Below are 14515 nucleotides of genomic sequence, written 5' to 3' on the forward strand. Positions count from 1 at the left end.
TTAAAAGGGGTTCAGCATGGGTTGATTTTACCACAGCGCGGTCAGTGGGGGCCACGCAGCCGTTGCTGTAAATTGAGGAGCAGTGTGACTTCGTCCAGTCGCCGTCGGGTAATGTGGCGCACCTCATCCGGCGCGCGGGAAAACAGGCTCGCTTCCCCAAGGATCTGTTCTGCGAGGCAGTGTTCATAGAGCGTACCGGTACGCGCCCAGCGCTGGAGATGTTCACCTTCGCTGAGCGTTAGCACATCCTGCTGGCCTCGCCTGTCGTGGCTGATAATGCGGCCATCGCGAAGATGCAGCCGCAGCCCTTTTTGTCCGCCCTGAGGCCCGGCATATTTATTAAGCCAGACAGCCACCGGAATACCGCTCAGATGCCCTTCTAAATGCGCTTCACCTTCTGCCGTGCGCAGATCGCCTCTCTCGATATCGCGCCCCAGCCGATCCCTGGCGGAGATCACCTGCAGCGCCATGTCGTTATTTCCCCCGAGATGGCAAACCGTTTCCCGCATCATTGCCAGTACGTGGGTGCCAATATCCAGAATTACGCCGTCCGGATGGTGCAACGTACGTGTATCAGGCTCCCCGGTAGCGAAGTTAAGAGCGACAGGTTCCCCTGCCTCATTAAAACCGCTGGGTTCCAGCAAAAAGCCCTCTATTTTGACGATATCTGCAACGCCGGAAATGGCGCGTATTGGGCGTGCTTCACCCTGCGGCTGCCAGCGGGGATCCGGTTGCCCCAGCGCCAGCTGCAGCGCACCGGTTCGCGCCATCCAGTGATCGAGGGCCAGCACTTGCCGGGCGACCCGGCAATCGTTCAACAACCCGTTTAACCGGGTGGCCTGAGCGAGGGTCGCAATAATCGGTTTTTCCACCACGATACGGGGGATCGGGGAAGCCAGGGCCTGCTCGAGTACCTCAAGGTGATGGAGCGAAGAGGTGGTAATAAATAGCGTTTCCAGCGGGGATTCCAGGAGCGTCGACAGCATGGGACAGCGAATGATCCCCTCAGGCTGGCGGTCAAGGCGAAGGTCAAAGCCGTAACAGTTTGCCCCCGTCTGTCGTAGCGCAGGGAGGTAAGCCGTTTCCACCACCGCCCCCAGGCCGATAAAGCCGACATTCATATTCTGCCTCGCTCAATATAAAAAAACCGGCGTACAAGGCGCCGGTTTTGTCTGGTTATAACCCTGCCATCAGGCGGTGGTTACCGGTTTTTCCTCACTTTTCGTCTGCGCATTTTCCAGCATGCGGCGGACCGGAACAATGAGGACGATCAGTACGGCAGCACAGATCAGCAGGGCAATAGAGCAGCGTGCAAAGAGATCCGGCAGCATATCCAGCTGATCGGCCTTAACGTGGCCACCAATCAGGCCCGCCGCCAGGTTGCCCAGCGCACTGGCACAGAACCACAGGCCCATCATCTGGCCACGCATTCTTTCTGGGGCCAGCAACGTCATGGTTGCCAGGCCAATCGGACTCAGACACAGCTCACCTAGGGTCAGCATCAGGATACTGCCCACCAGCCAGAACGGCGATACGCCTGCCCCGCCATTTTGCAGCACGTTCTGTGCCGCCAGCATCATCAGGCCGAAACCTGCCGCTGCGCAGAGAATACCGATGACAAATTTGGTGATGCTGCCCGGACGAATGTTCATGCTCGCCATCTTCGGCCACGCCCAGCTAAAGACCGGTGCCAGCAAAATAATGAACAGAGCATTAATAGACTGGAACCATACCGCCGGAATTTCAAAGTCGCCGATCATACGATTCGTATAGTCATTGGCGAACAGGTTGAACGAGGTAGGTTTCTGTTCAAACGCAGACCAGAAGAAGGCCGCCGAAATCAGCAGAATGAAGCAGACCAGCAGGCGGGCACGCTCTTTGCGATTGAGACCGGCAAAGACGAACAGCCAGATGAAGTACAGCGCTACCGAGGCGGCAATCACGTAGACCAGCGCGCTGGCGACCGCGACCGGATTAATCACAATCACGCCCTGAGCAATCAGCGCAACGACAATCGCCACACCCACCGCCAGCGCCACCAGCCAGGCACCGACGCCATTTTTCTTCGCCACCGGGCTGTTCCAGGTGGAGTCGAGTCCCACTTCGCGGTCATAGCGTTTCATTGATGGCACGGCGAAGAGACGGAAGATCACCAGGGCAACCAGCATCCCGATACCACCGATGCCGAAGCCCCAGTGCCAGCCATGAGATTTAATCAGCCAGCCGGAAATCAGTGGCGCGATAAATGACCCCATGTTGATGCCCATATAAAAGAGCGAGAAGCCGCCATCACGACGCGTATCGCCTTTTTTATACAGGGTCCCTACCATCACCGAGATACAGGTTTTGAACAGACCCGATCCCAGCACAATGAACATCAGGCCGATAAAGAACAAATTGTTCCCCATCACCGCCGACAGCGCAATCGACAGGTGGCCGAGCGCAATCAGAATGGAGCCGTACCAGACCGCTCTCTGCTGGCCGAGCCAGTTGTCGGCCAGCCACCCACCCGGCAGGGCCGCCAGATACATGGTACCGGCGAAGATCCCGACGATAGCCGAGGCATTTTCACGTGCCAGCCCCATGCCGCCGTCATAAACGGTGGCCGCCATGAACAGAATCAGTAACGGGCGAATGCCATAGAACGAGAAACGTTCCCACATCTCTGTGAAAAAGAGCGAGCCAAGCGGATACGGGTGGCCGAAGAAGGTCCGGCTTTCTTTATTATTAACTGAGGATTGCATAGTTCTCCCGAAGAGGTGTGTCGTTGTGCTTATAAACGCGGAATTAAGGTCGGCCAGTTAGGGTTCAGCTCGATCAATACACTCCGAAAATTTTATTTAACCATTTGATAACCAGTCGCTGGTTTTGTCTAGTGCCAGATGCGGAACGTTAAGACGAAAATTCGACAGGTATCTCTTTTCGTAGATTTTATGCTGGAAAAAGCAGAATTGTGATTGACATCAGCGCACTAACGTCAGGAAGGTGAAAGAGCGTGAAAAGTAAAAAGCCCGCTGAAAGCGGGCTTGTTGAGCAACAGGTCACCTGAAACGGTTATTTGCCCTTTTTGATGTGTTTGATTAAACGCTTACGTTTACGCATCTGGTTTGGCGTCAGGGTGTTGCGCTTATTGGCGAACGGGTTATCCCCTTCCTTGAACTGGATACGAATCGGCGTGCCCATTACGTCCAGAGACTTACGGAAGTAGTTCATCAGATAACGTTTGTAGGAATCCGGCAGGTCTTTTACCTGGTTACCGTGAATCACCACAATCGGCGGGTTATAACCACCGGCGTGGGCATATTTCAGCTTCACGCGACGGCCACGCACCAGCGGCGGCTGATGGTCTTCAGCGGCCATGGTCATGATGCGGGTCAGCATCGCCGTGCCTACGCGGCGGGTGGAGCTGTCATAGGCTTCACGCACGGATTCAAACAGATTTCCCACCCCACTGCCATGCAGAGCAGAGATGAAATGCACGCGCGCAAAGTCGATAAAGCCCAGACGGTAGTCCAGGGTCTCTTTCACCTGCTCTCTCACTTCATTGCTGAGGCCATCCCACTTGTTAACCACAATCACCAGTGAGCGCCCACTATTCAGGATGAAGCCGAGCAGAGAGAGATCCTGATCGGAAATACCTTCACGGGCATCGATAACCAGCATGACTACGTTGGCATCTTCGATCGCTTGCAGGGTCTTAATAACCGAGAACTTTTCCACCACATCGGTAATTTTGCCGCGCTTACGCACCCCTGCGGTATCAATCAGAACGTATTCACGCTCGTCACGCTGCATCGGAATATAGATACTGTCGCGGGTGGTGCCCGGCATATCGTAAACCACCACGCGGTCTTCGCCGAGGATACGGTTGGTAAGCGTAGACTTACCTACGTTCGGACGCCCCACGATAGCCAGTTTAATCGGCAGATCCTGCGGGTTGAAGTCGTCTTCCGGCTCTTCTTCGCCCTCTTCACGCTCTTCAAACTGCGCCCAGTATTCGGCGTCTTCATCAACCTCTTCCGGCGGGCTGATTTCATCAACGAACGGCAGCAGTGCAGTTTCGAGCAGGCTGGTTACGCCACGGCCATGTGAGGCCGCGATAGGATAAATATCGCCCAGACCCAGAGACCAGAAATCGGCCATCGCCTGGTCGACATCAATACCGTCGGTCTTGTTCGCTACCAGGAAGGTCGGCTTTTGACGCGAACGCAGGTGCTTGGCAATAGCGGAATCCGCAGGCATCAGACCCGCGCGGGCATCCACCAGGAAAAGAACGACATCGGCTTCTTCGATAGCCAGCAGAGACTGCTCAGCCATACGCGTTTCAACGCCGTCTTCGGTTCCGTCGATACCGCCGGTATCAATACAGATGAATTCACGACCTTCCACTTCTGCACGACCGTACTTACGGTCACGCGTGAGCCCCGGGAAATCCGCAACCAGCGCATCACGGGTGCGTGTTAAACGGTTAAAAAGAGTGGATTTTCCAACGTTCGGGCGCCCGACAAGCGCGACCACAGGTACCATGTTTAAAGCCTCATAAAATGCATTACTACGTCGCTTTTGCGGCGTAGATAAAAAAGTCAAAACGGCCCCTGAAGAGACAGGAGCCGTTTATTATACTACAACCGCTGTGATTAACGCGTGATCGCGTACAGCGTGCCGTCTTTTGCCTGAATCAGCAGTTTGCCGTCAGCGACGACAGGTTCCGTCAGGAAGCCGGAGCTGTCGACTTTATCCTGAGCAACAAAGCGGCCATTTGACGGATCGATCCAGTGCATATAGCCTTCGCTATCGCCCACCACCAGGCTGCCGTTATAGAGCGCCGGTGCGGTCAGCAGACGGTGCAGCAGATCGCTTTGCGTCCACAGGGTCACGCCCCCTTCGGTGCTCAGCGCCAGCAGACGATCGTTCTGGTCAACCAGGTAGATACGGTCGCCATCAACGATGAAATCATTCACTGAACCCAGCTCACGTTTCCACATGATCTGGCCACTACGCAGATCCAGCGCGGTCAGATTGCCGTTGTACGCCAGCGCGTAGACGACGCCGTTGACGATAACCGGCGTGGTATCCACGTCGCTCAGACGGTCGATCTCAGTCGGACCGGTCGCCTGTGAAATACGCTGTTGCCAAATCAACTGGCCCTGCTGCATCAGCACGGCGTTCACACGACCGTTATCACCGCCCACGATGGCTGCGCCAAAGGCGGTTGCAGGGGCGGATTCACCGCGCAGAGAGAGCGCAGGCATATCCAGGTTAACGGTCCATTTTACCGCGCCATCGGCTTCGTTAAGCGCCTGAAGCTGACCATTCGCAGTGTGAACCAGCACCATACCATCGCTCACGACCGGACGAGAAAGCGCTTCGCCTGCGACACGACTCTGCCAGACGATTGAGCCATCGCCGCTGTCCAGGGCGTAGACCTGTGCTTTTTCACTGGCCACATACACGCGTCCACCGGACACGGTTAAACCGCCAGAGAGCAGCGCTGGGTTACGGGAGAACCAGCCGCTTTTTTCTGCCAGATTGATCGACCAAATCTCTTTTCCGTCGTCGGCGTTGACCGCTTTCACGGTGCCTTTACGATCGGCCGCATAGACGACGCTATCCGCATAGGCCGGGTGCAGGTTGGAGTAGAAATCACCGATACCGTCACCGACGGAGGTACTCCACGCAGTAGACGGGGTGAATTGATTTTCCACCGTCGGCAGCGGAGACATGGTGACAACATCTTCTTCGCCACTGAACAGTGAACAGCCACTCAATAACGTAACGGAAAGCAGTCCTGGCAGAAGTAATTTACGCAATTGCATCGGGTCCCTCTCAGACGGACAAATTATTTATTTTCATCTGCATCATTTCGCTCAGCGCTGGCGAGGCGTTGCTTTTTACGCCCGCTTCCCATGCGCTGCGCGCGCCTTGTTTATCGCCTTTGCTCAGCAGTGCTTCACCGCGCAGATCGGCAACAATAGAGGCAAAACCTTCACCTTTAATGGTGTCGAGCGTTTTCAGCGCTTCGTCAGCTTTCTTCTGCTGAACCTGAACGCGTGCCAGACGCAAGTTGATCAGCGCTTTCAGGTTATCGTCGCTGGCGGCAGCCAGACCTTGCTGAAGCTGAGCCGCTGCTTTATCCAGGTCGTTTTTATCAACGAACTGCTGCGCAACTTCCAGCGACGCCAGTGCACCATAGGTGTTTTTTGTCTCCGCGGCGAATTTCTCAGCGGCGGCCAGGGTTTGCGGCTGGTCGGCTTTGATCGCGCTGACCGTATTTTCATACTGCAGCGAGGAGCCACGCACGGAATCCACCTGATGACTGGTCCAGTAACGCCAGCCAATTAATGCGCCAACACCTAAAATAACCCCAACTGCCAGAGCCTTGCCGTTTTCAGCAAAGAAGCGCTTGATGGCATCAACCTGGTCGTTTTCGTTTTCGTACATTTCCACGCCGTCCTTCTCCTTAGAAAGTCAAAGAGCGCAAGTGCGCCGCAACGCCGTCCTGCGTTACCGTAATCTGTTCACCAGAGCGCAAGTCTTTCACCACGACGTTACCCGCAGCGACTTCAGACTCACCCAGCACCAGTGCCACCTGTGCGCCCCACTTATCGGCACGCGCAAACTGTTTTTTAAAGTTGCCGCCACCATGGTTGGTCATCAGCTTAACGCCCGGCAATTCATCACGAATGCGTTCGGCCAGCTGCATTGCCGCAGGTTGCGTATCCGCACCCGAGGCGACCAGGTATATATCGACAACGGATTCTGCTTTAAATTCCGGATTAACTGCCTGAACCAGCAAAACAAGTCGCTCAAGACCCATGGCGAAGCCCACTGCAGGCGCAGCACGCCCACCCAGTTGCTCAACCAGGCCATCGTAACGACCGCCCGCGCAGACTGTACCCTGCGAGCCCAGGCTGGTAGTTACCCACTCAAATACGGTACGGTTATAGTAGTCCAGACCACGTACCAGGCGCTGGTTCACGGTATAGGCAATGCCCGCCGCTTCCAGTAATTTGCACAGACCGGTGAAGTGTTCACGAGACTCGTCGTCCAGATAATCACCCAGCGCAGGCGCGTCGTTCAATAGCGCCTGTACCTCGGCGTTTTTGGAGTCCAGTACGCGCAGCGGGTTGCTGTACATCCGGCGTTTGCAATCGTCGTCCAGCTTCTCTTTATGCTGTTCAAGGAACGCGACCAGCGCGTCACGGTAGTTGGCTCGCGCTTCCAGAGAGCCGATAGAGTTCAGCTCCAGGGAAACGTGCTCAGCAATACCGAGCGCACGCCACCAGCGGGCGGTCAACATAATCAGTTCGGCGTCAATGTCCGGCCCTTGCAGGCCAAAGACTTCAACACCCAGCTGGTTAAACTGACGATAGCGGCCTTTTTGTGGACGTTCGTGGCGGAACATCGGGCCGATATACCACAGGCGCTGCTCCTGATTGTACAGGAGACCATGTTCGATGCCGGCGCGTACACAACCCGCCGTACCTTCAGGACGCAGCGTCAGGCTATCGCCATTGCGGTCTTCAAAGGTATACATCTCTTTTTCAACCACGTCGGTTACTTCGCCGATTGCGCGCTTGAATAACGGGGTCTGCTCTACAATCGGCAAACGGATTTCGCTGTAACCGTAGCTGCCGAGCACCTGTTTCAGTGTGCCTTCAATGCGCTGCCAGATGGCGGTCTCGCCAGGCAGATAATCGTTCATGCCGCGAATGGCTTGAATGTTTTTTGCCACGTTTATTCTCTTTCTATATACAAAAATGAACCCAAAGATTCATTAACCCAAGGGTTCAATCATACACAGGAAGCGCACCGCTTCCCATCTCGTTATTTTTCGACGTGTTGCACGCTGATGCGTTGCGTCTCATCTAGCATGGTTGCCTTGGCACGAATGCGGGCTTCCAGCTGATCGATCATGTCGTTATTATCCAGACGATCTTTGCGAACGCCATCTTCATAGAGACCGCTTTTCTTGTTACCGCCGGTTACGCCCAGGGTAGAGACCAGCGCTTCGCCCGGGCCATTGACCACGCAGCCAATGATAGAGACATCCATTGGCGTGATGATATCTTCCAGACGCTGCTCCAGGGCATTAACCGTACCGATAACGTCAAACTCCTGACGTGAACAGGTTGGGCAGGCGATGAAGTTGATCCCGCGCGAGCGGATGCGCAGCGATTTAAGGATATCGAAACCGACTTTGATCTCTTCGACCGGATCCGCCGCCAGTGAAACGCGCAGCGTGTCGCCGATCCCTTCGGAGAGCAGCAGGCCCAGGCCAATGGCTGATTTCACCGATCCGCTGCGCAGTCCACCGGCTTCGGTGATCCCCAGGTGCAGCGGCTGATCGATCTGTTTTGCCAGCAGGCGATAGGACTCTACGGCAAGGAAGACGTCAGACGCTTTCACGCTGACTTTAAACTGATCGAAGTTCAGACGATCGAGGTGATCCACATGGCGCATAGCGGATTCGAGCAAAGCCTGCGGCGTCGGCTCGCCATACTTTTCCTGCAGATCTTTTTCCAGCGAACCGGCGTTCACACCGATACGGATAGGAATGTTTTTATCGCGTGCGCAGTCAACGACGGTGCGAATACGCTCTTCACTACCGATGTTACCCGGGTTGATACGCAGGCAGTCCACGCCGTATTCCGCCACTTTCAGGGCGATACGGTAGTCAAAATGGATGTCTGCAACCAGCGGAACGCTGACCTGCTGTTTGATAAGTTTGAACGCCTCGGCGGCATCCATGGTTGGTACGGAGACGCGAACAATATCGGCGCCTACGCGTTCTAACGCTTTAATCTGATTAACCGTCGCTTCCACATCCGTGGTGCGTGTGTTCGTCATTGACTGAACGGCGATAGGTGCCCCATCGCCGATTGGCACATTCCCAACGTAAATGCGTTTGGACTTTCTACGCTGAATAGGGGCCTGGTTATGCATGAAAAATCTCCCGCGTCGCCTGTCTGTTACTGTGCTGCTGATTGTTCGGCATCGAGGGTCAGACGCGCAACCTGGTTAGTTCTGATAAAACGGCTCAGATCGACAGGTTTACCCTGGAACTGAATCTGTACGGCTGATGGTGCACCGATTTTAAGTTTGTACGGTGTCTGGCCTGCCAGATTTAAACTGCCATCTTTACGCTGCAGGCCGCTGAAGAGTTTTTTGCCTGTGGCATCGGTCACTTCCAGCCAGCAATCGGCGGTGAAGTTCATGACCAGTGCATTAGGGTCAGCCGCGGGGGTTGCCACCCCTGCCGGATCGGACGGCAGAGTCTGGGCGGTATCCGTCGTCGTGGTGGCCGGAGCGCCAGAATCGACGTTCGCCTGAGACGGAGAAACCACGGCGTTATCCACCGGTGCCTGAGCAGGCTGATCGGCTGCTGGCGTCTGTGCCGGCGTTGCCGCAGGCGCAGCGGTTGCTGCTGTCTGCGGATCGGCTGAAGGCGTGCTGCTTTCGGTGTTCAGAGGAACGTTCTGCGCGCCGCTGTTTCCGGAGTTGTTAAGCTCGATAGAAGATTGATCGGCCATGGTGGTGATCTCTTCCTGCTGCGCTTTGTGGTTCTGCCACCACCATGCGCCCGTCAGACCGATCACTACAAACAGCACCAGCCAGGTAAAGCTCATCAACCAGCCGTCGCGTTTTTTGCGGCGTTTACCTAAAGAAAAAGTCTGCATCGGCGCGACCTTAGCCGCTCTGACCGGTGCCTGCTTTTCCATCATAGGCAGAAGTTCTTCTTCGGGGATATGCACCAGTTTTGCATAAGAGCGGATATAACCACGCAGAAACGTTGAAGCGAGATCGGCCGGAGCCTTGTCTTCTTCAATATCGCGAACCGTGGAAACCTTCAGACATAGGCGCTCTGCAACGGCTTGCTGGCTAAGTCCGAGTTGTTCACGGGCGTTGCGGAGACGAACGCCGGTGGAAAGTGCTGCATTTTGGTCGTGAGTGGCTTCAGTATTCATTCGCTACAACTACTGGTACGTGAAAATTAAGGATCCAGGTGCCGGTGAGTCACAATGCTACCCGCACCGCGAAACTTCTGGTCAGTTAACCTTAGTAAGACAGTCCTGGACTGTCAGGTTTTTGTTGACAGAAGAGGCCTGCCCGCGAGGCTAAACTGTTGTTGCGTCGTTACATACTGCCCTAAAGTCATCAGAAACGCACCGTAATTATTTCCCCTTCACTCGCACACGGAATGATTATGCGCGTGAGACGCCGTCACCGCGCAAAACCTGCGCGGTGACGGCATAAGGATTAGACGGCTTTGACCGCAATCGACTCGCCCTGCATGCGTTTACGCAGCGTGCGTTTGGTACGGTCAATGACGTCACCCGCCAACTGACCACAGGCGGCATCGATATCATCACCGCGAGTTTTACGCACGATAGTGGTGAAACCGTACTCCATCAGAACTTTGGAGAAACGGTCGATGCGGCTGTTAGAGCTACGGCCATACGGCGCGCCAGGGAACGGGTTCCATGGGATCAGGTTGATCTTGCATGGCGTATCTTTCAGCAGCTCGGCTAACTCATGCGCATGCTCGGTACCGTCGTTCACATGATCCAGCATCACGTACTCAATGGTCACGCGGCCCTGGTTAGCGTTGGACTTCTCCAGATAGCGGCGTACACCGGCAAGGAAAGCTTCGATATTGTACTTTTTGTTGATCGGTACAATTTCGTCACGAATTTCGTCGTTAGGTGCGTGCAGGGAGATAGCCAGCGCCACGTCGATCATGTCACCCAGTTTATCCAGCGCAGGCACAACGCCTGAGGTAGAGAGGGTAACGCGACGTTTAGACAGACCAAAGCCGAAGTCGTCGAGCATGATCTCCATGGCCGGCACAACGTTCGTCAGGTTGAGCAGCGGTTCGCCCATGCCCATCATCACAACGTTCGTAATCGGACGGGTACCGGTCACTTTTGCCGCACCGACGATTTTCGCCGCACGCCAGACCTGGCCAATAATTTCGGACACGCGCAGGTTGCGGTTAAAGCCTTGCTGAGCCGTAGAGCAGAATTTACACTCCAGCGCGCAGCCAACCTGTGAAGAGACGCACAGCGTTGCACGATCGTCTTCCGGAATGTAGACCGTTTCAACACGCTGATCGCCCACGGCGATGGCCCACTTAATGGTGCCGTCAGAAGAGCGTTGCTCTTCTACGACTTCCGGCGCGCGAATCTCAGCCACTTCTTTAAGCTTGTTACGCAGCACTTTATTGATGTCAGTCATGTCATCAAAGTTGTCGCTGCAATAGTGGTACATCCACTTCATGACCTGATCGGCACGAAATGGCTTCTCGCCCATCTCTTTAAAGAACTCGCGCATCTGCTGACGGTTCAGATCCAGCAGGTTAATTTTTCCATTTTTATTTGGAACCGCAGGCGTGGCGATTTCGGAGGTGTTCACTAATTCAGACATAATTTTTTCCGGCCTCGTTGTTACACGTTATGGCCCGTGGAGGGTTGAAAAGAAACGCCCCGGAAAGCAGTGTGCTCATCCGGGGCGTTGCATTGTACAAAGTCTGGCGCAGGGATGCCACGTTTGCACGTGGCATTTACGAAAATAATGTGTAAACGAAACCGTTAAATTAACGGGTACGTGGACACACTTCGCCTTCTGCGAAGAAGAAAGCGATTTCACGGGCTGCTGATTCAACAGAGTCGGAACCGTGGGTGCCGTTCTCGGTGAAGCTGTCTGCGTAGTCAGCGCGCAGCGTACCCGCCAGGGCGTTGTCCGGGTTGGTTGCACCCAGCAGATCGCGGTGACGCTGAACCGCGTTTTCGCCTTCCAGTACAGAGACAACGATTGGGCCAGAGGTCATGAACTCTACCAGGCCGTCGAAGAATGGGCGACCTTCATGCTCAGCGTAGAAACCGCGAGCCTGCTCTACGGTCAGATGCAGCATTTTGGTGCCAACGATTTTGAACCCTGCAGATTCAAAGCGAGCAAAGATGCTGCCAATAACGTTTTTTGCCACCGCGTTTGGTTTGATGATGGAAAAAGTACGTTCAATAGCCATGATTACCTCTGTGATTTGTTATGTGGTTTGCATACAGCGTTAGACCTGGCGCGGATTATAATGAGCAATAGCGCCATTGCCTATGGATGGATGTAACATTTTTTTAAAATAAGACGAGTTTCAACAACAGAAACGTTCAGAGACCCCTTTTCTCCGTTTACCTACTGCAGCGTAAAGTGCACAGTGGCCACCTGCCCGGCTTCATCCATCACCAGAAGTTGATACTCCCCGGCCTGTTCCAGTTTTAAGGTATAGGTCCGCCCTTGCGCATTGAGCGGTTCACCGTTTAAAAACCACCAGCGCTGCCCCGTACTGCCGCTAACCTGTAGCGGCAGCGACACGCGCGGCTCGCCCGGAAGACGCTTAACAACCGCCCCCTCCTGAATACCGGAAAGAATTAACGGCACCGGATCGTCCTGACTCAACGGCGGGCACTGCGTCGATGACGGTGGAATACGCTCCGCCCGCCGCTCTGTTCCCGGCAGCCACGGCTCCAGCGCCAGCGGCCAGACGTCGACCGTTTTCTGCCTCGCCTGCGGGCAATCTGCCGCGACCCGTTTACCGGCGCTATCCAGCCACAGCGGGAAGCGGATCCCTCGCATCCCCTCCTGCTCGGGCAGTAAAAGCGTAGGCGGCTGGCTGCCATCGAGCAGCCAGGTTGCCAGACGTCGACGGCAGTTATCATCCCCATCGGGCAATGCCTGGCCTCCAGGCCAGCAGATGACCCCGCGCCCCACAGACGCAGGACGCGGGTCGCGTGGGAGTCGCGCTTCATCCACCACCGAGTGCGACAGCAGCAAATTATTCACCTGGTTAAGCAGCGGTACCGCGCTGGCATAGCCAAACTGCCCCGCCACCGGCGTGCCGTCCGGCCGACCGGTCCAGATGCCGATGACATAGCGGGCATTAACACCGATAGCCCAGGCATCGCGATAGCCATAGCTGGTTCCGGTCTTAACCGCCAGCGGCACCACCTGAGGCAACGCGCTATCTGGCAAAGGCTGGGCCTGGTTAGCCAGTATTCGACGAATGATCCACGCCGCCCCCGGCGTCATTAACGGGCGTTCAACCAGCGGATCGCCGGGTAACAGACGCAGTCGCGCGGCATTTCCATGCCGGGCAAAAGCACTGTAGGCGGCGACAATATCCTGCAGGCGTGCCCCCGCCCCGCCCAGAATCAGCGCCAGATTGGGCTGGGCTCCGGCGGGCAAGATGAGCGGTAAGCCGACGTTACGCAGCTTCCCGGCAAATTTTTTCGGTCCGTAGGCTTCCAGCACCTGTACCGCAGGGAGATTCAGCGAGCGTAGCAGCGCCTCGCTCATACTGATTGGGCCATGGAATCCACTGTCAAAATTGCCAGGCCGATAATCGCCAGTGCGGCGAGGAACGTCCTGTAGCAGCGAGGCCGGATGGATCAGTCCGTCGTCCATCGCCAGGCCATAAACGAAGGGCTTCAGGACCGATCCCGGGGATCGGATTGCGCTCACCATATCCACATGGCTAAAGCGACTGTCATCGTTAATGTCTACCGATCCCACCCAGCCGCGCACTTTCATCGTGGCGTGATCGACAACGATCATTGCCAGCGAGCTACGCGGCGGCAGGCGTCCTTTCCAGTTCATTGCCAGCTCTTCAAGCTGGCGCTGCAAGGTGGCATCCAGCGTGGTGACAATTTTATCGTCGCGGCTTTTGCCCAGCATCATTCGCGAGAACAGCGGCGCCAGCTGCGGCATCTGACGCGGCGCCAGCCACACCGGCTCTTCACGGGATTCCCGCACCTGCTTCGCGCTCCACACCCCCTGGGTTTCCATCCGCGCCAGCACTTTGTTGCGCGCCGCTTCGGCGCGCCCGGGCCAGCGGTCAGGACGCAGACGGCTCGGCGCCTGCGGCAATACTGCCAGCAATGCCGCCTCGGAGTAGCTGAGCTGTGCCGGTGATTTGCCCAGGTAGGCCCAGCTTGCAGCCCCTACCCCCTGCAATGTGCCGCCAAAGGGGGCGCGATTGAGGTAGAGCGTCAGGATATCGCGCTTTGACAGGTGCCACTCCAGCTGCAGGGCGCGCCAGAGTTGACGAATTTTGCCGCCAAAGGTGCGGGGATGTGGATCGAGAAGGCGCGCGACCTGCATGGTCAGGGTGCTCCCTCCGGAAACCACTCTGCCAGAGGTAAGATCTTGCCAGGCGGCACGCAGAACGGAAAAGGGGTTAACGCCCGGATGATCCCAGAACCAGCGATCTTCGTACTGGATCAGCGCTTCAAGATAGCGGGGAGAGACCTCTTCTATTGTGACCGGATAGCGCCAGATCCCTTCACTGTCGGCAAAGCGCCAGAGCGGCGTGCCCTGTTCGTCCACAACAACCCGCGCGGGATTAACCTCTTTTAACGGTAGCGGCCACAGGCGATCGGCGGTAACAACCAGCCCCCATATCAGCAGAATCGCCCCCGCCAGCCACAGCCAGCGGGAGCGCAATGGTGAAAGAACCGGCACG

The 14515-nt window shown here is 56.0% G+C and carries 11 protein-coding genes; all 11 read right to left on the reverse strand.

What is annotated here, in order from left to right; genetic code table 11:
- Positions 1-41: 41 nt before the first annotated feature.
- The 11 genes from B3B59_RS15620 to pbpC all read right to left on the reverse strand — a co-directional run bounded on the left by B3B59_RS15620 (position 42) and on the right by pbpC (position 14514).
- Positions 42-1121, reverse strand: coding sequence for an oxidoreductase (locus tag B3B59_RS15620; protein ID WP_286809492.1), 1080 nt, complete (start codon positions 1119-1121; stop codon positions 42-44).
- 69 nt (positions 1122-1190) lie between these two features.
- Positions 1191-2744, reverse strand: coding sequence for a peptide MFS transporter (locus B3B59_RS15625; protein WP_212478463.1), 1554 nt, complete (start codon positions 2742-2744; stop codon positions 1191-1193).
- Between the two features lie 310 nt (positions 2745-3054).
- A complete protein-coding gene (gene der, locus B3B59_RS15630) occupies positions 3055-4527 on the reverse strand; it encodes a ribosome biogenesis GTPase Der (protein WP_040074525.1) in 1473 nt (490 codons plus the stop codon).
- Positions 4528-4637: 110 nt separating this feature from the next.
- Positions 4638-5816, reverse strand: a complete 1179-nt coding sequence (gene bamB / locus B3B59_RS15635; RefSeq protein ID WP_040074524.1) for an outer membrane protein assembly factor BamB — start codon at positions 5814-5816, stop codon at positions 4638-4640.
- A 10-nt stretch (positions 5817-5826) separates the two neighbouring features.
- Positions 5827-6447 carry a YfgM family protein gene (locus B3B59_RS15640; protein WP_040074522.1) on the reverse strand — a complete coding sequence of 207 codons (621 nt, stop codon included), beginning with the start codon at positions 6445-6447 and terminating at the stop codon, positions 5827-5829.
- 13 nt (positions 6448-6460) lie between these two features.
- Positions 6461-7735, reverse strand: a complete 1275-nt coding sequence (gene hisS, locus B3B59_RS15645; RefSeq protein ID WP_040074520.1) for a histidine--tRNA ligase — start codon at positions 7733-7735, stop codon at positions 6461-6463.
- A 92-nt stretch (positions 7736-7827) separates the two neighbouring features.
- The gene (gene ispG / locus B3B59_RS15650) at positions 7828-8946 is read right to left on the reverse strand and encodes a flavodoxin-dependent (E)-4-hydroxy-3-methylbut-2-enyl-diphosphate synthase (RefSeq protein WP_040074518.1); all 1119 of its coding nucleotides are present in this window, start codon (positions 8944-8946) and stop codon (positions 7828-7830) included.
- Between the two features lie 26 nt (positions 8947-8972).
- Positions 8973-9968 carry a cytoskeleton protein RodZ gene (gene rodZ, locus B3B59_RS15655; RefSeq protein WP_286809493.1) on the reverse strand — a complete coding sequence of 332 codons (996 nt, stop codon included), beginning with the start codon at positions 9966-9968 and terminating at the stop codon, positions 8973-8975.
- 292 nt (positions 9969-10260) lie between these two features.
- Positions 10261-11427: a bifunctional tRNA (adenosine(37)-C2)-methyltransferase TrmG/ribosomal RNA large subunit methyltransferase RlmN gene (locus tag B3B59_RS15660; RefSeq protein ID WP_040074516.1), complete on the reverse strand. Its 1167-nt coding sequence runs from the start codon at positions 11425-11427 to the stop codon at positions 10261-10263.
- 169 nt (positions 11428-11596) lie between these two features.
- Positions 11597-12028, reverse strand: a complete 432-nt coding sequence (gene ndk / locus B3B59_RS15665) for a nucleoside-diphosphate kinase (RefSeq protein ID WP_003860625.1) — start codon at positions 12026-12028, stop codon at positions 11597-11599.
- Between the two features lie 161 nt (positions 12029-12189).
- Positions 12190-14514, reverse strand: a complete 2325-nt coding sequence (gene pbpC, locus B3B59_RS15670) for a peptidoglycan glycosyltransferase PbpC (protein ID WP_286809494.1) — start codon at positions 14512-14514, stop codon at positions 12190-12192.
- Between the last annotated feature and the right edge of the window lies 1 nt (position 14515).

The organism is Leclercia sp. UBA2479 (assembly GCF_002341985.1).
Classification (GTDB): Bacteria; Pseudomonadota; Gammaproteobacteria; order Enterobacterales; family Enterobacteriaceae; genus Enterobacter; species Enterobacter pneumoniae.